This window comes from Pontibacterium granulatum, from assembly GCF_029961155.1.
GTDB classification, from domain to species: Bacteria; Pseudomonadota; Gammaproteobacteria; order Pseudomonadales; family Balneatricaceae; genus Pontibacterium; species Pontibacterium granulatum.
Genome location: NZ_JASBRH010000001.1, coordinates 315,566 through 335,962, shown reverse-complemented (window position 1 = coordinate 335,962; position 20,397 = coordinate 315,566). Strand labels below are relative to the sequence as shown.

The window sequence follows — 20,397 nt, the reverse complement described above, 5'->3', positions numbered from 1 at the left end:
ACCGCGGGACCTGATACCGAGGCAGAGCATGTTCGAGAATCTTACAGAGCGACTCACGCGGACGCTTAAAACCGTCACTGGTCAGGCTAAGCTGACCGAAGACAATATTAAAGGCACCCTGCGTGAAGTGCGTATGGCACTGCTGGAGGCGGACGTTGCCCTGCCAGTGGTAAAAGCGTTTGTTAACAGCGTTAAAGAGCGTGCTGTTGGTACTGAGGTGACCAGCAGCCTGTCACCGGGCCAGGTGTTCGTTAAGATCGTTAACGAAGAGCTGGTTAAAGTCATGGGTGAAGCCAACGAGGCCCTGAACCTGGCTGCGCAGCCGCCTGCTGTTGTGATGATGGCCGGCCTGCAGGGGGCGGGTAAAACCACCTCCGTGGCCAAGCTGTCCCGTTACCTGCGCGAGCGCGAGAAGAAAAAAGTGCTGGTGGTATCGGCTGACGTATACCGTCCAGCCGCGATCAAACAGTTGGAAACGCTGGCGGCAGAAGTGCAGGTTGAATTCTTCCCGTCCACTGCTGACCAGGATCCAATCGACATCGTGAACGCGGCTATCCAGCACGCCAAAATCCAGCACCACGACGTCCTGCTGGTGGATACCGCCGGTCGACTGCACGTCGACGGCGAGATGATGGACGAGATCAAGCGTCTGCACGCTGCGGTGAAGCCGGTTGAGACACTGTTTGTCGTGGACGCGATGACCGGTCAGGATGCGGCTAATACCGCCCGCGCATTTAACGATGAACTGCCGCTGACCGGTGTGATCCTCACCAAGACCGACGGTGATGCGCGTGGTGGTGCTGCGCTCTCCGTGCGTCACATCACCGGTAAGCCGATCAAATTCCTTGGTGTGGGTGAGAAGGTGGAAGCGCTGGAGCCGTTCCACCCGGACCGTGTTGCGTCTCGAATTCTCGGTATGGGCGATGTTCTGTCCCTGATCGAGGAAGCGGAACAGAAGATCGATAAGCAGAAGGCTGAGAAGTTCGCCAAGAAGATCCAGAAAGGCAAAGGCTTTGATCTGGAAGATTTTCGCGAGCAGATCCAGCAGATGAAGAACATGGGCGGCATGATGGGCATGCTCGATAAGCTGCCTGGCATGGGCCAGATGGCCAATGCGGCTCAGATGGCCGGTGCCGAAAAAGGGGTGGTGCAGATGGAGGCGATCATTAACTCCATGACCCAGAAAGAGCGCCGCAACCCGGATATAATCTCAGGTTCACGTAAGAAACGTATTGCTGCCGGTTCCGGTACTCAGGTTCAGGACGTCAACCGACTGCTGAAACAGCACAAGCAGATGTCTAAGATGATGAAGAAGATGAGCGGCAAAGGCGGTATGGCGAAGATGATGCGTGGCATGAAAGGCATGCTGCCACCGGGGATGGGCGGAGGTCCGGGCGGCCCAGGCGGTATGGGTGGCATGGGCGGGGGCGGTTTCTTCCGCTGATTTTTCTGCCTGTTAAGGGATTAAATTTTAATTTGAGCCCTTTCTACGGCGAAAACTCCAGATAAATCCCCTACTGGCCAAGATTTAGTCATAAACTTCTTTGAAAGGGTGGTGAATTCGCGTAGAATTCCCGCCCTAATTTTGCGTTCGTGGGCCTTGGGCCGGCGAACAGACGGATCGGCTGTTGTCCTGAAACGGATACAGTCGGTAGATGAAACTGCGGGCGATACCAAAACTCGCAAAAGTAAAGGGACCATTCGCATGGTAACAATTCGTTTGTCTCGTGGCGGCGCTAAAAAGCGTCCTTTCTATCACCTTACTGTAGCTGACTCACGCAACCCACGTGATGGTCGCTTTATCGAGCGCGTTGGCTTCTTCAACCCACAGGCTCGCGGTCAGGAAGAGCGTCTGCGTGTAAACCTGGAGCGCGTTGAGTACTGGCAGGGTAAAGGTGCACAGGTTTCTGACCGTGTAGCTGCGCTGCTGAAAGAAGCTGCGAAAGCTGCTGAATAATTGGTTGGATCAGGTCGGGTCATCTAGATGAGCGGAAACAACTTGGACGACAAGACAGTCCTGGGACGTATCTCCTCTGTCTACGGTGTTAAAGGATGGGTGAAGATTTACTCTTACACCGATCCAATGGAAAACATACTGACCTACTCACCGTGGCTGTTGAAAATCAAAGGCGAGTGGAAACCTGTAGAGGTGGAAGCCTGCAAACAGCATGGTAAGGGCCTGATTGCAAAGTTGGCTGGAGTAGATGATCGTGAGATTGCCCGTACGTATAACGGGATTGAGATCGCGGTCGAATCGGAGCGTCTTCCAGATCTGGAAGAAGGCGAGTTCTACTGGAGTCAGCTGGAAAACCTGAAGGTATACACCGAGTCCGGCGCGTTGCTGGGTAAGGTGAGTCATCTGATGGAAACCGGTGCGAATGATGTGCTGGTGGTTAAAGGCAACGCTGAGAGTATTGATCGTAACGAGCGCTTGATACCTTACCTGCCCGATCAGGTGATCAAAGAAATTGACTTGGAAACAGGTACTATTCGGGTCGACTGGGATCCGGAGTTCTAAACCGTGTGGTTTGGCGTAGTGACGCTGTTTCCGGAGATGTTTGAAGCGATTTCTCGCTTTGGTGTCACCGGAAGAGCGGTACGAAATGGTTCGATCGAGGTCGAGTGCTGGAATCCGCGTGATTTTACGCATGACAAGCACCGTACTGTAGACGATCGGCCGTACGGCGGTGGCCCCGGCATGCTGATGAAAGTTCAGCCGCTGCGGGACGCGATCCACGCTGCTAAAGCAGCAGCGGGGGATGATGAGGTGAAAGTGATCTATCTGTCACCTCAGGGACGCCGACTGGACCATAACGGGGTGCAGGAACTAGCAACTCGTAAGAAGTTGATTCTGGTAGCCGGACGCTATGAAGGTATTGATGAGCGTCTGATTGAAACCGAGATCGACGAGGAGTGGTCGTTAGGGGATTTTGTCCTCAGTGGGGGCGAACTGCCTGCCATGACCATGATCGACGCGGTTTCTCGGCTGGTGCCCGGCGTGTTGGGGCATCAGGACTCGGCTGTCGAGGATTCGTTTGCTGATGGGTTGCTGGATTGTCCGCACTACACGAGACCGGAACAGTTTGACGGAATGCAGGTGCCTGAGGTGCTGCTGGGCGGCAACCATGAGGAGATCAGACGCTGGCGTCTGAAACAGCAACTGGGACGAACCTGGAAACGGCGTCCGGAGCTGCTGGAATCTCAGGAGTTGACCAAAGAACAGCAGGCATTGTTAAAAGATTTTATCCGGGAGACCCAAGGGTCCGACGGTTGAATATTTAGGAGCGAGCCATGAGCAGCAAGAACCTGATTATTCAGCAGATTGAAGCTGAACAGAAAACCAAAGAAGTGCCAGAATTTGGCCCGGGTGACACCGTTGTTGTACAGGTAAAAGTAGTAGAGGGTTCCCGTACCCGTCTGCAGGCGTTTGAAGGCGTAGTTATCGGTAAGCGTAACCGCGGCGTAAACTCTGCATTCACCGTACGTAAGATCTCTCACGGTGTAGGTGTGGAGCGTACTTTCCAGACTTACAGCACTACTGTAGACAGCATTGCTGTTAAGCGTCGCGGTGACGTGCGCAAAGCTAAGCTGTACTACCTGCGTGAGCGTAGCGGTAAGTCTGCACGTATTAAAGAGAAGCTTAACTAAGCATCTGTTTGATACTGCAAATGAAAAAGCGGCTTTTATGCCGCTTTTTTTGTGCCTGTTGATTACGCTCAGGCGGGTGTGATGGCAAATTTAGGTATCGTTGCCTATAGTGTGTCCATTCCAATCCTGAACTGTCCGGAACGCAATTTTGAAACGGATCTCTCTCCTTCTCTTTATCCTGCTATTGCCTGTGTTTGCGGTGGCGGGTTTCTATGGGTATCTCTGGTGGCGTGCGAGTGATTTGGCAGACCGTATGGTGGCCCAGGCCTCGCCGTTTGTTGAGATCAATTATGGCGGTGTACGTATCGATCTGTTGGCGACCGAAGTGGCATTGCAGGACGTGCGTGTGGCGCCGATGGGAATGGGAGACCAGTTGCGGATTGAAGAGGTGGCGCTGAAGTCGCAGGACTGGTCGCAGATGATGCGCCTGGATGGCAATCTGCAGCATGAGCCCTGGCCGGAGGGGTTGTCGCTGCGTCTGCAGGGTGTGTTGTTTCACCTGGATGGGCCGATGTTGCAGCAGTGGGCGGTTATGGCGCAGCGGGCTCAAGCACAGCAGACGTACACGTTTGGGCGTTTCTGTAGCTCGTTGCAGGGACCGGAGCTGATGCAGGCGATGGGCTATCGCATGATCAATCTGGACATGGAGGTGGGCTACCAGTTTATCCCCGCTACACAGCGCATGACGATTGATATGGCGGTGGATGCGAAACAGCTCAGTGATTTTTCGTTCGAGATGGCGCTTGAGGTGTCGGATAGCTCGCTGACAGCCGCGTCCATGGCAGGTAGTGCTCGGCTTCACTCCATATCGATGGATGCGCGTGATAAAGGCTTTAACAGCCGTTACCGGGAGTATTGTGCCACTCAGGCGGGTGTGCAGGATGAGCAGTTTGATGCGGCGTTGGGTGAGGAATTTATCCAGCTGGGGCGACTGATGGGTGTACAGCCGCCGGAGGTGTTTGTGCAGCACGTAGTAGGTATGTACAAACCGGGTGCGAATCTGGGATTCAAACTGCAGCCACCAAGTCCTGTTGGTCAGTTTGATATGATGGGGTTGGATTCGCCAGAAGCCGTTGTTGGGTTGTTGAATCCGTCCATAAATATCAATGGGCAGCAGATCAATGCTCCGCAAATCAGTGCGTTTTTGAAAGAGGCGATGGCCGCCGTTGCAGTGCCGGAGCCTGAAGTTCAGGTGTTGAATGAGCCGCAGGTTGAGGCTTTTGAGTCGATCGAGCTGGCGGAGGATTCCAAGCAGAAGTTGGATGTGCCGCAGGTTGTTCTGGCTCCGTCACGCCAGGCTCCAGTTGTGCCTGAGGTGAAGGGGTATCGTGCGACGCCGTTGTCTGATATGGCGCAGTATGTGGGTAAGCCGGTCCGTATGGTGACCTATTTTGGGCGTCGTATTGAGGGGCGAATCCTGGAAATGAATCGCCATGAGGTCATGATTGAGCAGCGTATGCAGCGTGGCGTTGCAACCTACAGTATCGCCCTGGATAAGGTAGCGGAACTGGAAGTCTATCGCTGAGTTCTTTTTTGTTTTGCTGGTCTAAGTTGTTGTAATTGTAATGTCATCTTCCTCACAAGCGATGGTTGCTGAATCTGAGGTTCGCCTGATCGAGCAGTACCTTGATGCTGTTTGGATGGAGCGAGGTCTGAGCGAAAATACACTGGCGTCCTACCGACGTGATCTTGTGCAATACGCGGGTTGGCTGCAGGCCCGAGGTGGGCGTCTCATTGGTGCTGGCAAGGAAGACTTGCAGCGCCATCTGGCCTGGCGCTTCGCGGAGCGCATTAAGGCGTCCTCTACCGCGCGTTTGCTGTCTTCTCTACGTGGTTTCTATCGCTATTTGGTGCGTGAGAAGCTGATTGAGGCTGATCCAACGCTTCTGATTGAAAGCCCTAAAAAAGGGCGTTCGTTACCGAAGACCCTAACTGAAAACGATGTGGAAAATCTGTTGCAGGCCCCTGATGTTGGTGATCCGGTGGAGCTGCGGGATCGGGCGATGCTGGAGCTGCTCTATGCGACCGGCTTGCGTGTAACCGAGCTGGTCACCCTGCAGCGTTCGCAGGTGAATCTACGCCAAGGTGTTATCCGGGTTATGGGTAAAGGCAGCAAGGAGCGCCTGGTGCCACTGGGTGAGGAGGCGATTGGCTGGGTGTTGCAGTATATCCGCGATGGTCGTTCCCAGCTAATTAGCGATACAACCAGTGAGGTGTTGTTTCCCAGTCGTCGCGGTCAGCAGATGACAAGGCAGACGTTCTGGCACCGGGTCAAGCGTTATGCAGTTGTGGCGGGTATCGACAAGCCGTTATCTCCCCATGTACTAAGGCATGCATTTGCTACCCATCTGCTGAATCATGGTGCGGACCTGCGTGTTGTGCAGATGCTGCTGGGGCATAGTGACTTGTCCACAACACAAATCTATACACATGTCGCGCAGCATCGTTTACAGTCCCTGCACAGTAAACATCATCCACGCGGCTGAACTTTATCGCTTGTTCTGTATCTTAGGCATTATCAGGCGTGATTATTATGGGGAAAACGATGCGACAGTTATGGGCAGTAGGTCTGGTTGTCTTGGGAATAAGCAGTTGGACATATGCGGCGCCTACCGCCGAGGATGTGATCAAGCAGAGTCTGAAAAAGATTGATGCACGTCTGAGCGTAGTGGCGATTGAGCCAGCCGAGATGGAAGGGATGTATGCGGTGGAGCTGAACACCGGTGAGCTGCTCTACTCCGATGCCAAAGGTGAGTACTTTATGCTGGGTCAGCTGTTCCGTCTTTCTGAACAGGAAGGCTTTGTGAACCTGACTGAGGGCAAGCGCAAGCAGCAGCGTCTTGAGCAAATCGCTAAAATCGAAGAAAAAGATATGATTGTGTTCCCGGCAGAAGGAACACGTAAGGCCACGGTTACGGTGTTTACGGATGTGGACTGTGGATACTGCCGTAAGCTGCATAAAGAGGTGCCGACGCTGAATAAGATGGGTATTCAGGTAAACTACCTGGCATTCCCGCGTGCAGGTGTTGGATCTCGCACGTTCAAAGTGATGGAGTCTATCTGGTGCGCCGCACCGGATCAGCGTAACGCCCTTCTGACCCAGGCAAAGTCAGGTCAACAGGTTGAGGGGAAGAGCTGTGACTCGCCGGTGGCTCAGCAGATGGTGTTAGGTCAGTCCGTTGGGGTTACTGGTACGCCTGCGTTGGTATTCGAAGACGGCACATTGATGCCGGGTTACCTGCCTGCAGAGCAGTTGGCACGTGCGCTGAAGCTAAATTAAGTCTTATTTGTCGAAAAAAGGGGCATTTTATGCCCCTTTTTTATTGCTGATGGCGCGCCATAACCTGCAATAGGCAATAGTCCTGCAACAGGGTTTTCGCTATAATACCCGGCTCAATTTTTGTGCAGTGCTGAAGTTTTTCACAGCGAGAGGTTAAGTTTTGAAACCGGTAAAAGTAGGTATCTGTGGTCTTGGAACCGTTGGTGGCGGCACCTTCAATGTATTGAAGCGTAATGCGGATGAGATTTCTCGTCGCGCGGGTCGTCGAATTATCGTGGAAGAGGTTGGCGCACGCCGTCCAAATCCAGACTGTGATACCAAAGGTGTTCAGGTTACTCAGGATATTTTCGAAGTTGCGACTAATCCGGAGATCGACGTAGTCGTCGAGCTGATTGGTGGTTATGACGTTGCGCGAGATCTGGTTCTGACTGCCATTGAAAACGGCAAGCACGTAGTGACCGCTAACAAGGCGCTGATCGCCGTGCACGGTAACGAAATCTTTGAAGCTGCACAGCGCAAAAACGTGATGGTGGCGTTTGAGGCCTCTGTTGCTGGCGGTATCCCGATTATCAAGGCGATTCGTGAAGGTTTGTCTGCGAACCAGATCAACTGGTTGGCGGGTATCATCAACGGTACCGGCAACTTCATCCTGACCGAGATGCGTGATAAGGGCCGTGACTTCGCCGATGTGCTGGCAGAAGCGCAGGCGCTGGGTTACGCCGAGGCGGATCCAACTTTCGATGTTGAAGGTATCGATGCGGCACACAAGCTGACGATCCTGGCTTCGCTGGCATTTGGTATCCCGCTGCAGTTCGAAAAAGCGTACACCGAGGGTATCAGCAAGATCACCCGTGAAGATGTGCAGTATGCGGAAGAACTGGGCTACCGCATCAAGCATCTGGGTGTAAGTCGTCGCACTGAGGACGGCGTCGAACTGCGCGTTCACCCGACACTGGTACCGGAATCCGCCCTGCTGGCAAACGTAAACGGCGTGATGAACGCGGTGCTGGTTGATGGCGATGCAGTTGGCCAGACCATGTACTACGGCGCTGGCGCCGGTGCAGAGCCAACCGCTTCCGCTGTTGTAGCTGACATCGTTGATGTTGTTCGTACCCTGACCGCAGACCGTGATAATCGCGTGCCTCACCTGGCATTCCAGCCAAGCGAGCTGTCTGACGCACCGGTACTGCCCGTAGAAGAGATCGAAACTGCATACTACCTGCGCATGCAGGCGCTGGAGCAGCCAGGTGTACTGGCTCAGGTAACCAGTATTCTGGGTGAGAAGGGCATCAATATTGAAGCAATCATCCAGAAAGAAACCCACGAAGAGCAGGTGCCGGTCATCATCCTGACTCAGCGTGTGCAGGAACAGAAGATGAATGAAGCGATCGCAGAGATGGAAGCGCTGGACGCTATCTGCGGTGCTGTTACCCGTATCCGCGTAGAACACCTGGCGGACTAAGGAGTCTTGAGCGTGAAATATATCTCTACCCGGGGACAGGCTCCGGCACTGAATTTTGAAGAGGTCCTGCTGGCGGGTCTGGCAAGCGACGGTGGTCTTTACGTGCCTGAAGAGCTGCCTAAATTTTCTCAGGAAGAGATCGCCTCCTGGGCGGGTCTCTCCTACGCTGAGCTGGCGTACAAAGTTATCAAGCCGTTCGTGGATGACTGCGTGGCTGACGATGATCTGAAACAGATGATCGACGAGACTTACGCGGGCTTTAACCACACTGCGGTTGCGCCGCTGAAAGAGCTGGGCAGCAACGAGTGGGTTCTGGAGCTGTTCCACGGTCCTACCCTGGCGTTTAAAGACTTTGCCCTGCAGCTGCTGGGGCGTCTGATGGATTACGCCCTGACCAAACGCAACGAGCGTCTGGTGATCATGGGGGCGACCTCCGGTGATACCGGTTCTGCCGCGATCGAAGGCTGCCGCCACAGCGATCACCTGGATATCTTTATCCTGCATCCACACAACCGTGTATCCGAAGTACAGCGTCGCCAGATGACGACCATTCTGGAAGACAACGTCTTCAACATCGCGCTGGAAGGTAATTTCGACGACTGTCAGCAGATGGTGAAAGACAGCTTCGCCAACCAGGAATTCCTGAAAGGCATGAAGTTGGGCGCGGTGAACTCGATCAACTGGGCGCGTATTATGTCCCAGATCGTGTACTACTTCTCCGCGGCGCTGGCGCTGGGTGGTCCACACCGTCCGGTATCTTTCTCCGTACCAACCGGTAATTTTGGCGATATCTTTGCGGGTTACCTGGCGAAGCAGATGGGTCTGCCGATTCAGCAGCTGGTTGTGGCAACCAACCGCAACGACATTCTGCACCGCGTGATCTCCGGTAACGACATGTCCAAAGGTGAGCTGGTACATACCCTGTCTCCATCCATGGATATCATGGTTTCCTCCAACTTCGAACGTCTGCTGTTCGACGTGTACGGCCGTGACGGAGCAGCGATTGCTGACCTGATGGATCGCTTCAGGTCTGAATCTGTTCAGTTGGGTGATGGCAACTGGGATCAGGTGCGTGAACTGTTTGACAGCTACGCGGTAGATGATGAGACCACTTGCGAAGTCATCAAAGATGTTTTTGCGGAAACCAGTTACCTGCTGGATCCACATACCGCGATCGGCGTAAAAGCGGCGCGTGAGTGCTGGAAAGACAAGTCTGTGCCGATGGTAACACTGGCGACAGCACACCCGGTGAAATTCCCTGAGCCCGTTGTGAAAGCAGGCCTGGAATCGCCACAGCTGCCGCCGCACATGACTGACCTGTTCGAGCGCGAGGAGCGCGTTGAAGTTCTGGCGAATGACCTGCAGACTGTACAGCAGTACATAGCGGGGCACGTTCACAAGAACTAAGGATTGAAGGAATCCCAAAAGGCCCGCATCTGCCGGGCCTTTTTTGTATATGCAGGATCTGTTTTTCTATCTATCCAAGGTATTCTGGGCGCTTGCCAGTCCCGATCACTTGTTTTTGCTGCTGATCCTGGTTGGGCTGTTGCTGGTCTGGGCGGGAAAGCGCTCTGGTCTTTGGTTGAGTCTGGTGTCGGTCATGCTGTTGCTGAGTGTCGCAGTCTTTCCGGTCGGTAACCTGCTTTTGAAGCCTCTGGAGCAACGTATCCCACCGGCGGAGCTTCCGAATCAGATCGCAGGCATTATTATCCTGGGGGGCGCGGAGGAGGCGGCGCTGTCGGCTATGTATGAACAGCCGCATATGAACTCAGCTGCTGAGCGTGTCATGATGCTGCCGATGCTTGCCCGGCGTTATCCAAACGTTCCAATAGTGATTACAGGTGGCAGTAGTTCGGTGCTTTATCAACAGTACCGTGGTGCGGATGTGGTGGCGCAGTGGGCTGAGCAGATCGGATTCAGGGAGCGTTTGATCGTAGAGCGCTAGGCGCGCAACACCTTCGAAAATGCCGTTTATACCGGTGAGCTTGTGGATAAAGGTTCGGGGCAGTGGTTGTTGGTAACTTCGGCATTTCATATGCCACGCTCTGTGGGTATCTTCCGCAAACAGGGGTGGGATGTCGTGCCTCATGCGGTGGACTATCGGGTGTCTGGTAACAATTTTTCAATACAGTTTTGGCGTAATATGCGTGACCTATCTACCGCTGTCAGGGAATGGATCGGCCTTCTGGCGTACTTCCTGACAGGCAAGACCGATCAGCTGTTACCGCAAGTGGAGGCGAATCCACAATGAAGCAGCTGACAATCTGCCAGCGAAGCACTCCTGCAACCAACCTGCCGTTATTCAATCAGGTCAATCCGGTCTTGGCGCGTATCTACGCCAGCCGCGGTTTGCACGACCTCAATGACCTGGGTAGGAATCTCAAAGCGCTGTTGCCGGATGACGATATGCGTGGCGTCGATACTGCTGTAGAGCGGTTGGTAAAAGCCGTGCGCCTGCAGGAGCGGGTGCTCATCGTGGGGGATTTTGACTGCGATGGGGCAACCAGCACTTCGGTGGCGATCCTGGCTTTGCGCCAGATGGGGTTGCACCACGTAGATTACCTGGTGCCCAACCGGTTTGACTACGGATATGGTCTGAGCCCCGAAATTGTTGATGTGGCACTGGCGCGGCAACCGCAGTTGCTGATCACCGTGGATAACGGCATCTCCAGCATCTCCGGCGTGAAGCGGGCCGCAGAGCATGGTATCGACGTGATCGTGACCGACCACCATTTGCCGGGAAGCGAGCTGCCGGAAGCCTGTGCCATTGTGAACCCGAACCAGCCAGAGTGTGGGTTCGCGGCCAAGTCGACCTGCGGTGTGGGAGTGATCTTCTATGTGATGATCGCACTACGCAGAGCATTACAACAGAGCGGCTGGTTTGAACAACAGCGAATTGCACCGCCCAATCTGGCAGAATTACTGGATCTTGTTGCGCTGGGGACGGTAGCTGATGTTGTGCCGCTGGAACAGAACAATCGCATTCTTGTGCATCAGGGATTGCAACGTATCCGGGCTGGCCGAGCCCGTCCGGGTATCTTGGCGTTATTAGAGGTTGCAGGGCGCCAGCGCCACAAGCTGGTGGCGTCAGATCTGGGGTTTGCTGTGGCGCCTCGGCTGAATGCAGCAGGCCGACTTGAAGATATCTCAATTGGCATCGAATGCCTGATCACTGATGATGCTGATCAGGCTAGGCAACTGGCCAGTACGCTGGATCAGTTGAATCGTGAAAGGCGTGGTATCGAAGAGGAGATGCAGCATCAGGCGCTGGATCTACTTGGTGGATTGCAGCTTGAAGCACAATCGATGCCTTATGGCGTGTGCCTGTATGATGAAACCTGGCATCAGGGGGTGATCGGTATTCTCGCCTCGCGTATAAAAGAGCGGATGCACCGGCCTGTGATTGCATTTGCACCGGGCGATGAAGGCGAGATTAAAGGCTCTGCCCGCTCGATTGCGGGCTTCCATGTGCGAGACGGTCTGGACGCAATCGCTGCCGCCAATCCGGGCTTGCTCAGTAAGTTTGGTGGTCATGCGATGGCCGCTGGTCTGACGCTCAAAGCTGGAGATTATCAGCAATTCGCCGATGCATTTGATCGGGAAGTACGCCGCCAACTCAGCGAGTCTGACCTGCAGGAAACGGTACTCACCGATGGCGCGTTGACTGCCGGTGAAATCTCTATCGAGATGGCGGAGATGCTGCGGGAGGCTGGGCCGTGGGGGCATCAGTTCCCCGAACCGCTTTTTGATGGTGAATTTGCCCTTTTACAGCAACGTATAGTCGGACAGAAACACCTGAAAATGGTGTTAATGGATCCCGCGTCAGGATTGGCCGTTGATGGAATTCACTTCAACGCTGATCTTGAGCAGTGGCCGAACGACAGCGTCGCGCGCGTGCGTGCCGTCTATCGATTGGATATCAATGAATTTAGAGGGCAGCGCAATGTACAGCTGATGGTTGATCAGCTGCTGCCAATGTAAATGGACTAGGAAAGAACAGAATGAAAGACCTGACCCTGAATGAACTGGAAACTCTGCTGGCTGTATTCAAAAAAGCGGGCATCGAGCCAAGTGTGGGTGATGAAGGGGAACTGCTGACACGTATCGAGCAGGCCCATGCTGAACGCCAGGAGCTGGAAAGCATGGATTTTGACGACTGTCTCGGCGGCGCGTGTAAGCTCTAAACCATGACTAAGCCCTACTATATCGGTGCGCATGTCAGTGCAGCAGGCGGTGTGGAAAACGCACCGCTCAACGCCGCCAAGATAGGTGCCAACGCCTTTGCGTTGTTCACAAAGAATCAGCGTCGTTGGGAAGCAAAGCCTCTAAGCGCTAAAAGCATTGATACGTTTAAGGAAAACTGCGAACGTCTAGGTTTTGGTCCGGATCAGATCCTGCCGCATGACTCCTACCTGATCAATCTGGGGCATCCGGAAAAAGAGGCGCTGGATAAGTCGCGCAATGCGTTCTTGGATGAGATGCAGCGCTGTGAGCAATTGGGACTGAAGTACCTGAACTTCCACCCGGGGAGCCATCTGCGCAAGATCTCCATGACAGAATGCCTGAGTAAAATTGCCGAGTCTATCAACTGGGCCTTGGATCAGACGCAGGGTGTTACAGCCGTTATTGAGAACACGGCAGGCCAGGGGAGTAACCTGGGTCATACCTTCGAGCAATTGGCGGAGATAATCGACCAAGTAGAGGATAAATCCCGGGTTGGGGTTTGTCTCGATACCTGTCATACTTTCGCCGCCGGATATGACCTGCGTACCACGGAAGCGTGCGCCCACACCTTCGCCGAATTTGAACGGACTGTTGGCTTCTCCTTCCTTTGTGGTATGCACCTGAATGACTCGAAAGGTGCGCTAAACTCCCGAATTGATCGACATCATAGTCTTGGGCAGGGTGAAATTGGTTGGGATGTGTTCAGATTTATTATGCAGGACGACCTTTTCCGAGGCATACCTATGGTGTTGGAAACAATCGATGAGACTATTTGGGCAGAGGAGATTCAGTGGCTCAGATGTGCTACATTGCAGCCAGCGTAGCTGTTTCTGTATTCATGGTGTAGAAAAAGATATCGCTTCATTCCAGTGTTTAATTTATTGATAGGGGCTGCACGAGCAGTTAAGTGTATATGGCGTTAACGCTTGATAGTGTAAATATCGGAATCATCGGTCTTGGATATGTTGGGCTGCCATTGGCAGTTGAGTTTGGTAAAAAGTATTCAACCTTAGGTTTTGATATAAATACCGCTCGGTTAGCGGAACTGGAAGCAGGTCATGACAGCACCCTAGAAGTCAGTGATGATGAGCTGGCTGAAGCGGGTAAGCTTCAGTTCAGTACTAATCTGAATGAGCTAAAACAATGTAATATCTACATCGTTACGGTGCCAACGCCGATCACCGAGAATAAGCAGCCTGACTTAACACCTCTTGTTAAAGCATCTGAAACCATTGGTCAGGTGCTGAAGCCAGATGATATCGTGATTTACGAGTCCACTGTATACCCGGGCGCGACTGAAGAGGATTGCGTGCCTGTTTTGGAGGCGGTATCCGGACTGACTTTTAATAAAGATTTCTTCTGTGGATATAGCCCGGAACGCATAAACCCGGGTGATAAGGAGCACCGTGTAACAAATATTCTGAAGGTAACCTCTGGCTCAACGCCTGAAGTTGCCCAAATGGTGGATGAACTGTATCGCTCAATTATTGTTGCAGGCACTCATAAGGCAAGCTCTATTAAAGTGGCGGAAGCTGCGAAGGTTATTGAAAATACTCAGCGCGATTTGAACATTGCACTGGTCAATGAGTTAGCGATTATTTTCAATAAGTTAGATATCGATACTGAAGAGGTGCTGGTTGCAGCTGGAACTAAGTGGAATTTCCTGCCTTACCGCCCTGGATTGGTGGGTGGTCACTGTATTGGTGTCGATCCATATTATCTAACACATAAATCCCAAGCTGTGGGTTATTTCCCAGATGTGATTCTTGCTGGGCGGCGTATTAACAGCGGTATGGGAGCTTATGTTGCTGGTGAGATGGTCAAGGCGATGATGAAGAAACGGATTCATGTAAATGGCTCGCGAATTCTTGTCATGGGATTAACCTTTAAGGAAAACTGTCCGGACCTGCGTAACACCAAAGTCGTTGATATTGTAAGTGAGCTTGAAAGTTACGGTGTTCAGGTCGACGTTTATGATCCATGGGTTTCTGTGGAAGAGAGTCAGGCTGAATATCAGATAACCCCAGTATCTGAGACCGAAGCGGGTGTTTATGATGGGGTTGTGTTGGCTGTTGCTCACGAAGAGTTTAAAGTTATGGGTGTGGATAAGATTCGCAGCTTAGGTAAAAACGAGTGCGTAATCTATGACTTAAAATATCTGCTGCCCCTCGGCGAGTCAGATATTCGTTTGTAAGTAGAAACACCATTGCAAGCAGGGTGAGACTACTTCCCACCCTGCTCCCTCCAAGCTGGATCCATTGCTTCATTCATCAGTTTCTCAAACAGCAAGTCGCGAGCGTAGTGGCTTTCTGCAAATTGTGTAATTCTTTTTTGTGTATGTTTACTATCTTCGTTCCTATTGAAGAATTCAATTAGTGTACTTGCACTCTGTTCAAAGTCTCTATTTAGAACAACTCCAAGATCGTTTTCACGGATGGTTTCAGCTTGCCAGCCTTCATGGTTGATAATTATGGGTTTGCCGGCAGCCAGAGCATCAAAAAATTTATTGGCAGAGTTATTGAAAAGTGCGGGAATATCTTTAACGGTGGAGATGCAGGCATCAGCGTGTTGTATATAACGAATGAGTTCAGATTTTTTAACGGGCGGTAGAATGATGACATTGTCATTTAACTCTAGCGCCTTAACCATTGAGGTGATTTTTTCTTTCTCTGCTCCATCGCCAATCAGTACGATTTTAATATCGGCGGTGGGCCTTTTTAGTTTCTTTGCAAGTTGGACTAGGTAGCCGAGATCGTTCACAAAGCCAAAGGTACCAGCGTACACGCAGATCTTTGTATACGTGGTTGTTCTATACGGAATAAAGGGGTCTGTATCGAACTGTTGCGCAAACTCCTCTAAATCGGAAGCATTAGGCACAGTGACGACTTTTTCACTTGGAATACCTTTTGAGGTTATACCCTGAGCCATGCCGGTCGACAAGGCTACAACCTTCGCTGAGTTCTGGTATATGCAGCGCTCAAATGAACGTAGCAGTTTGATAACAAGCCCGTTTTTGATGTAGCCCATCGCGATGGGTACATCTGGCCAGAGATCCCTTACTTCAAAAACAAGAGGGATGCGTAGCCGCCATTTCCCTATCAAGGCGGGCAATCCAATGGTCAAGGGGGTGCTGGTCGCAAAGATGATGTCGCGCCCCCGGAGCTTGAGCATATAGAGCGAGGAGAGCATCATAAAGAAGAAAAACGCCCAAACCCTTCTTGGAAAGGACATTTTATTGCCATAGTTGACGTGAATGGCATGTACATTGATGCCTTCAATATCGATGTGGCTTATAAACTGAAAGCGTTTAGATTTTTTGACTGGAAAAAAAGCAGTCGAAGTGACTAGATCGACTTGATGACCGGCATTGACCATCCGCTTGGCAAACTGATATGACCTAACGCCGCCAGCGTATTCGGGTGTAGTAAAGTATTGGTGCAGATAGATTATCTTCATTAAACGTACACTTCCGTCGCGAGAGCTGTTGCCACGCGGCGCCAGGAAAATTCTTGAACTGGATTCTTGCCGTTACGGTACGTTAAACCCACCGGATAGTGCTGTAGTATGTACTCTATGGCCCCCTGGATACTCGTTGTTGAACGGGAGTCGCACGCAACACCTACCTCGCCCTCTGGGAACAAGCCATCTATAGCCTGACCACGGCTGTAGATAACCGGTGTGCATTGGCTTATCGCCTCAAGGTATACGAGTCCGAATGTTTCCATATGTGATGGCATAATAAAGATGTTTGCTTCCTTGTAGTACTTCTGTAAAGCCTCGAGATCAGTGATCCTGCCTGCAAAGTTTACCGATGCAAGCTGCTTCTCACTGAGTGGGCCATAACACTTAGTGTATTCCTCATAGGAGCCGCCAACGATTGTCATAAGTCGTTCAGGCGTATCAAGCTTAGCGTTAAGAAATGCTTCGATGGTTCTTGCTATATTCTTGTTGCGATTAATAGCGCCGATATACAGGCCTCTCGTGATGTCACTTATGTCGGACAACTTTGCTGTATTCGATTGGGCCAGCCAGTGTTGGTTGATCCCGTTGGGCATGAGTTGAGTGTGTGGGAGCGTGGCACCATATTTTGCTTCAAACTTATGCTTATGTGCCGGCGATATAAAGATGACTGTTTTGGCATCGCGCAGAACCTTTCTGATTACGGGCTCCCATTGTGGAGACAGTCGATTGAAGATATCCACATCTGTTGTGCGCACTGTGATGATATAAGGGATGCCCAGTTCTCGGTGAAGGCGCCAAGCAAGAATGCCGTCGGAATAGAGCGTGTGGGCGTGTATACAGGTGTAGGGCGGGGCGTTTTGTTGCCGATAAAAGGTCGAGAATGCCTGCTTCAACCGGAATTGTTTCAATGCTAATGACAGGCGTGTGCTTAACCCGAGAGACTTAATGTAGTAGATAAACACATTATCGACGTTCAAGAGGTTGGCGCCGTTATGGCGGTCGGTTCTAATCGGTACAAAGACGTCCTGCGTTCGAACAGTCGGTTGCTTAGCCAACTCCTCGAACAGATGCTTATAGACTTTCGACCCAATAAAGTAGGAGCATAGATGAAGGATGTAACTATCAGGCATGCGGTGAATCCAATTTCAGCTCTTAAGGCTTGAGGACGACGATTGGCTGAAAAGTGTGATCTGCACCAAAGGGCTTGTCAATTGCAGTCGCTCTAGTTCAGCTACATTGGGGTCACAAAGTACGTTACAATCACCCGCGAGGAAAAGAGCTTGAAGATGTTTCAGTTGCTCTTTTAACGTCTTACCTTACCTGCAGTGACTTACCTGCATTACCTAAAGCAATTCAGGATCGTGTTTCATGAAAAAGGTTTGTGTCTTTACCAGTACTCGGGCGGAATATGGCTTGCTGTATTGGTTAATAAAGGCGATAGATGAAAGTCATGACTTTGAGCTGCAGTTGGTGGTAACAGGTACCCATCTTTCCCATGAATATGGGTATACAGTAGAAGACATCGTCGCAGATGGTTTTGAGCCGACAATCCGTATTCCCATGTTGATCTCTGATGATTCTCCCGTTGCGCTCACGCGCTCCTCTGCACTGTTGTCGATCTCGTTGGCCGAATTTTTTGACCGTGAACGCCCCGACTGTTTTGTGGTGCTCGGTGATCGAATTGAGTTGATGGCGGCATGTGAAGCGGCAACCATAGCTAAGATTCCAATTGTGCACATCCACGGCGGTGAGATTACTGAGGGGGCTGTGGATGAGAAAGTCCGTCACGCAGTTTCTAAACTGGCGAATCTTCACTTTACCTCGACCGACGCTTATCGGCGACGAGTGATACAGATGGGGGAGACACCGGAGAGTGTTGTAAACTGTGGGGCACTAGGTCTGGAGTCGTTGTCCAGAAAGGAATTGCCGACATTAGAAGAGTTATGTCAACAATTAAACATGGAGCTTAAATCGGGCTACTTTTTGATTGTATACCACCCAGAGACGAATAAGGACTCTGAAAATATTTCAGACTTGCTGAAAGCCTGTGATGACTACCCGGAGTATAAGAAAGTTATTATCTATCCCAACTCAGATATGATGAGTCGGGAGATAATAAAACAGATCGAGGCCTATGGCGCACAGAGTCAGGACAGCGTCGAGTTGATTCGATCAACCGAAAGGGATAATTATCTCGGTCTAATGAAATATTGTGAGATGTTTATTGGTAATTCATCCTCCGGTGTAATAGAGATGCCCTCTTTTCATCGCCCGATTATCAATATTGGTGATCGTCAAAAAGGGCGCATAAAATCTGAATCGACTGTCGACGTTGAAATGGAATATATCGCGCTAAAATCTGCAATAGACAAAGGATTGTCTGAATCCTTTCAATTTAAAATTTCGACGATGAAAAATCCTTATCAGGGTGATTTACCCTCCCAGACGATTCTCGACGGGTTAAGAGCGTTTTGTGATGGTGCGAGAGTTGAGAAAAAATTTATGGATCTGGAGTTTGATTTATGAGTGTTTACGTTATCGCTGAGGCAGGAGTGAATCATAACGGCTCTATGGAACTGGCTCTAGAGTTGATTCGAGTTGCGAAAGCCTGTGGGGCTGATGCGGTAAAGTTCCAAACATTTAAAACGGATAAACTGGTTACATCGAAGGCAAAAAAGGCACTTTACCAAGATAAAAATGATGCTGAGTCATCAACTCAGGCAGAGATGCTGCGACGCTTAGAACTTAGCGACAGCCAATTCATCGAGCTGGCCAGTGAGTGTAATAAACAAGGTATCGACTTTCTTACAACCTGTTTTGATCGCGAGTCTTTGACGGTTATATGTGAGGGAGCAGATCCAAAGCTGTTAAAGATCGGCTCTGGTGACCTGACAAACCTACCGTTGATCATTGATCATGCCCGTACCGGGCGAGATATTATAATCTCTACGGGTATGGCGACGATGTCTGAGGTAGAGGATGCGCTTGCGGCACTGGCATACGGATATCTGACTGACACCGGACAACCGCAGAGTTACAGTTGGTTGAAGCGACGCTACTTTACGGAAGACGCGCTCGAGAAAGTACGCAACAAGATCACCGTGTTGCACTGTGTTACGGACTACCCGGCTCAACCTGCAGATCTGAACCTGAATGCCATCCGACAGCTGCATGATGTCTACAAAGTAAATACGGGATACTCAGATCACTCATTGGGCATGGAAGCCTGCTGCGCCGCCGTTGCCTTAGGGGCTACCTGCATCGAGAAACACATTACGCTTGATCCGTCACTGCCAGGGCCTGATCATAAAGCGTCGGCATCACCACAACAGTTTAAAGCGTTGGTGGATGCCATTCGTAATCTGGAACAAGCACTAAAACCTAAAATAAAGGCGCCAACGACGGCTGAGATAGCCAACCTGGAAGTGGCAAGAAAGTACTTGGTCGCAGCGAAGCCTATCGCCAAAGGCGAGGTCTTTTCCATCGAAGATATAGAGATTAAACGGTCGAAGGTGGGCCAAATGCCCGGAAAACTCTGGGATCTGCTCGGTCAGGTTGCAGACAAGGATTATGAAGCCGGAGACAGTATTTAATGCCTCAGCCTAAGCCTGAAGGGTTCCTTGTGGTGATTCCTGCGCGTGGTGGTAGTAAACGTTTGCCGCGAAAAAACCTGATGAAAATAGGGCAGGAGAGCCTGTTAGGTCGCGCGATCCGGTGTGTTGATACCTTGGATAAGGTCTCAGAGATCTGTGTCACGACAGATGATAAAGAGATTGCCGATGAGGCATTGCGCTATGGCCCCTATGTACATTTTTTGAGGCCGGAGTTTTTGGCGACAGATAATGCGCGTACCATCGACGTGGTAATACACGCCGTGGAATGGTTTGAGGCGAAGGGGCGATGCTTCAAGGGCGTGATACTCCTGCAGCCGACTTCGCCATTTAGAGCCAAGCAGCACGTTCAGGGGGCAATTGAACTGTTCGAAGTGCGCGGTGCGAACGGCGTTGTCTCGGTAACCGAGATGGAGCATCCCATCCAGTGGTGTGCGCAGTTGTCAGACGATAGCTCGATGGAGGCCTTCGGCGAAAGCCAGGGAACACAGCAGCGTTCACAGGATTTAAAACCCTATCACAGGCTTAACGGCGCAATATATATTTTCAAGACCGGAGCAGAACTGCGCGAAAAGGGGATTGTTTATGACAAGAACACAATCGCCTATCAGATGGATTCGGTCTCGTCGGTAGATATTGATACCGAAGCGGATTTTCTGCTTGCACGTGCGATGTGGCAGTTGGGTCAGGAAAAAAAGCAATAATGCTGT

General features: G+C 51.4%; 20 protein-coding genes and 1 pseudogene. 19 read left to right on the top strand and 2 right to left on the bottom strand.

All coding sequences use genetic code 11. From position 1 onward, the window contains the following. Positions 1-28 precede the first annotated feature (28 nt). The 16 genes and pseudogenes from ffh (at position 29) to tviB (ending at position 14,808) form a co-directional block, all read left to right on the top strand. Entirely contained in the window at positions 29-1,444 is a 1,416-nt protein-coding gene (gene ffh / locus QKW35_RS01615; protein ID WP_282350346.1) for a signal recognition particle protein, read from the top strand. A gap of 261 nt (positions 1,445-1,705) precedes the next feature. Further along, complete coding sequence (gene rpsP / locus QKW35_RS01610; protein WP_282350345.1) at positions 1,706-1,957, top strand: 30S ribosomal protein S16; 252 nt, start codon at positions 1,706-1,708, stop codon at positions 1,955-1,957. A 27-nt stretch (positions 1,958-1,984) separates the two neighbouring features. Then, entirely contained in the window at positions 1,985-2,518 is a 534-nt protein-coding gene (gene rimM / locus QKW35_RS01605) for a ribosome maturation factor RimM (RefSeq protein WP_282350344.1), read from the top strand. 3 nt (positions 2,519-2,521) lie between these two features. Continuing rightward, positions 2,522-3,274 (top strand): tRNA (guanosine(37)-N1)-methyltransferase TrmD, encoded by a 753-nt coding sequence (gene trmD, locus QKW35_RS01600; RefSeq protein ID WP_282350343.1) that lies wholly within the window; start codon positions 2,522-2,524, stop codon positions 3,272-3,274. Between the two features lie 17 nt (positions 3,275-3,291). After that, entirely contained in the window at positions 3,292-3,648 is a 357-nt protein-coding gene (gene rplS / locus QKW35_RS01595; protein WP_282350342.1) for a 50S ribosomal protein L19, read from the top strand. Between the two features lie 148 nt (positions 3,649-3,796). Next, positions 3,797-5,173, top strand: coding sequence for a hypothetical protein (locus tag QKW35_RS01590; RefSeq protein ID WP_282350341.1), 1,377 nt, complete (start codon positions 3,797-3,799; stop codon positions 5,171-5,173). A gap of 40 nt (positions 5,174-5,213) precedes the next feature. After that, the gene (gene xerD, locus QKW35_RS01585) at positions 5,214-6,134 is read left to right on the top strand and encodes a site-specific tyrosine recombinase XerD (RefSeq protein WP_282350340.1); all 921 of its coding nucleotides are present in this window, start codon (positions 5,214-5,216) and stop codon (positions 6,132-6,134) included. Positions 6,135-6,193: 59 nt separating this feature from the next. Continuing rightward, positions 6,194-6,928, top strand: coding sequence for a DsbC family protein (locus QKW35_RS01580; RefSeq protein WP_282350339.1), 735 nt, complete (start codon positions 6,194-6,196; stop codon positions 6,926-6,928). Positions 6,929-7,088: 160 nt separating this feature from the next. Then, the gene (locus QKW35_RS01575) at positions 7,089-8,390 is read left to right on the top strand and encodes a homoserine dehydrogenase (protein ID WP_282350338.1); all 1,302 of its coding nucleotides are present in this window, start codon (positions 7,089-7,091) and stop codon (positions 8,388-8,390) included. A 12-nt stretch (positions 8,391-8,402) separates the two neighbouring features. After that, the gene (thrC, locus tag QKW35_RS01570; RefSeq protein ID WP_282350337.1) at positions 8,403-9,797 is read left to right on the top strand and encodes a threonine synthase; all 1,395 of its coding nucleotides are present in this window, start codon (positions 8,403-8,405) and stop codon (positions 9,795-9,797) included. Positions 9,798-9,846: 49 nt separating this feature from the next. Beyond that, the gene (locus QKW35_RS01565) at positions 9,847-10,335 is read left to right on the top strand and encodes a YdcF family protein (protein WP_282350336.1); all 489 of its coding nucleotides are present in this window, start codon (positions 9,847-9,849) and stop codon (positions 10,333-10,335) included. Positions 10,336-10,347: 12 nt separating this feature from the next. Further along, positions 10,348-10,641, top strand: a pseudogene (locus tag QKW35_RS01560) (YdcF family protein); the annotation flags it as partial. Further along, positions 10,638-12,371 carry a single-stranded-DNA-specific exonuclease RecJ gene (gene recJ, locus QKW35_RS01555; RefSeq protein ID WP_282350335.1) on the top strand — a complete coding sequence of 578 codons (1,734 nt, stop codon included), beginning with the start codon at positions 10,638-10,640 and terminating at the stop codon, positions 12,369-12,371. The pseudogene QKW35_RS01560 and the gene recJ, both read left to right, overlap by 4 nt. 20 nt (positions 12,372-12,391) lie before the next feature. Then, positions 12,392-12,574 (top strand): hypothetical protein, encoded by a 183-nt coding sequence (locus QKW35_RS01550; RefSeq protein WP_282350333.1) that lies wholly within the window; start codon positions 12,392-12,394, stop codon positions 12,572-12,574. A 3-nt stretch (positions 12,575-12,577) separates the two neighbouring features. Then, positions 12,578-13,438 carry a deoxyribonuclease IV gene (gene nfo, locus QKW35_RS01545; RefSeq protein ID WP_282350332.1) on the top strand — a complete coding sequence of 287 codons (861 nt, stop codon included), beginning with the start codon at positions 12,578-12,580 and terminating at the stop codon, positions 13,436-13,438. Positions 13,439-13,527: 89 nt separating this feature from the next. Then, a complete protein-coding gene (tviB, locus tag QKW35_RS01540) occupies positions 13,528-14,808 on the top strand; it encodes a Vi polysaccharide biosynthesis UDP-N-acetylglucosamine C-6 dehydrogenase TviB (protein WP_282350331.1) in 1,281 nt (426 codons plus the stop codon). 29 nt (positions 14,809-14,837) lie between these two features. Here the strand turns inward: tviB and QKW35_RS01535 are convergent, their stop codons facing one another. Continuing rightward, positions 14,838-16,070, bottom strand: coding sequence for a glycosyltransferase family 4 protein (locus QKW35_RS01535; RefSeq protein ID WP_282350330.1), 1,233 nt, complete (start codon positions 16,068-16,070; stop codon positions 14,838-14,840). Then, on the bottom strand, positions 16,070-17,206 hold the full coding sequence (locus QKW35_RS01530) for a glycosyltransferase family 4 protein (protein WP_282350329.1): 1,137 nt from the start codon (positions 17,204-17,206) through the stop codon (positions 16,070-16,072). The genes QKW35_RS01535 and QKW35_RS01530 overlap by 1 nt, the downstream gene beginning before the upstream one ends. 238 nt (positions 17,207-17,444) lie before the next feature. Between QKW35_RS01530 and neuC the strand changes: the two genes are divergently transcribed. From neuC to QKW35_RS01515, 3 genes are read left to right on the top strand one after another with little or no spacing between them, the layout of a single operon-like run. After that, a complete protein-coding gene (gene neuC / locus QKW35_RS01525) occupies positions 17,445-18,602 on the top strand; it encodes a UDP-N-acetylglucosamine 2-epimerase (protein ID WP_282350328.1) in 1,158 nt (385 codons plus the stop codon). Continuing rightward, positions 18,599-19,669 (top strand): N-acetylneuraminate synthase, encoded by a 1,071-nt coding sequence (neuB, locus tag QKW35_RS01520; protein ID WP_282350327.1) that lies wholly within the window; start codon positions 18,599-18,601, stop codon positions 19,667-19,669. The genes neuC and neuB overlap by 4 nt, the downstream gene beginning before the upstream one ends. Continuing rightward, positions 19,669-20,391 (top strand): acylneuraminate cytidylyltransferase family protein, encoded by a 723-nt coding sequence (locus tag QKW35_RS01515; protein ID WP_282350325.1) that lies wholly within the window; start codon positions 19,669-19,671, stop codon positions 20,389-20,391. The genes neuB and QKW35_RS01515 overlap by 1 nt, the downstream gene beginning before the upstream one ends. The last annotated feature ends 6 nt before the right edge of the window (positions 20,392-20,397 follow it).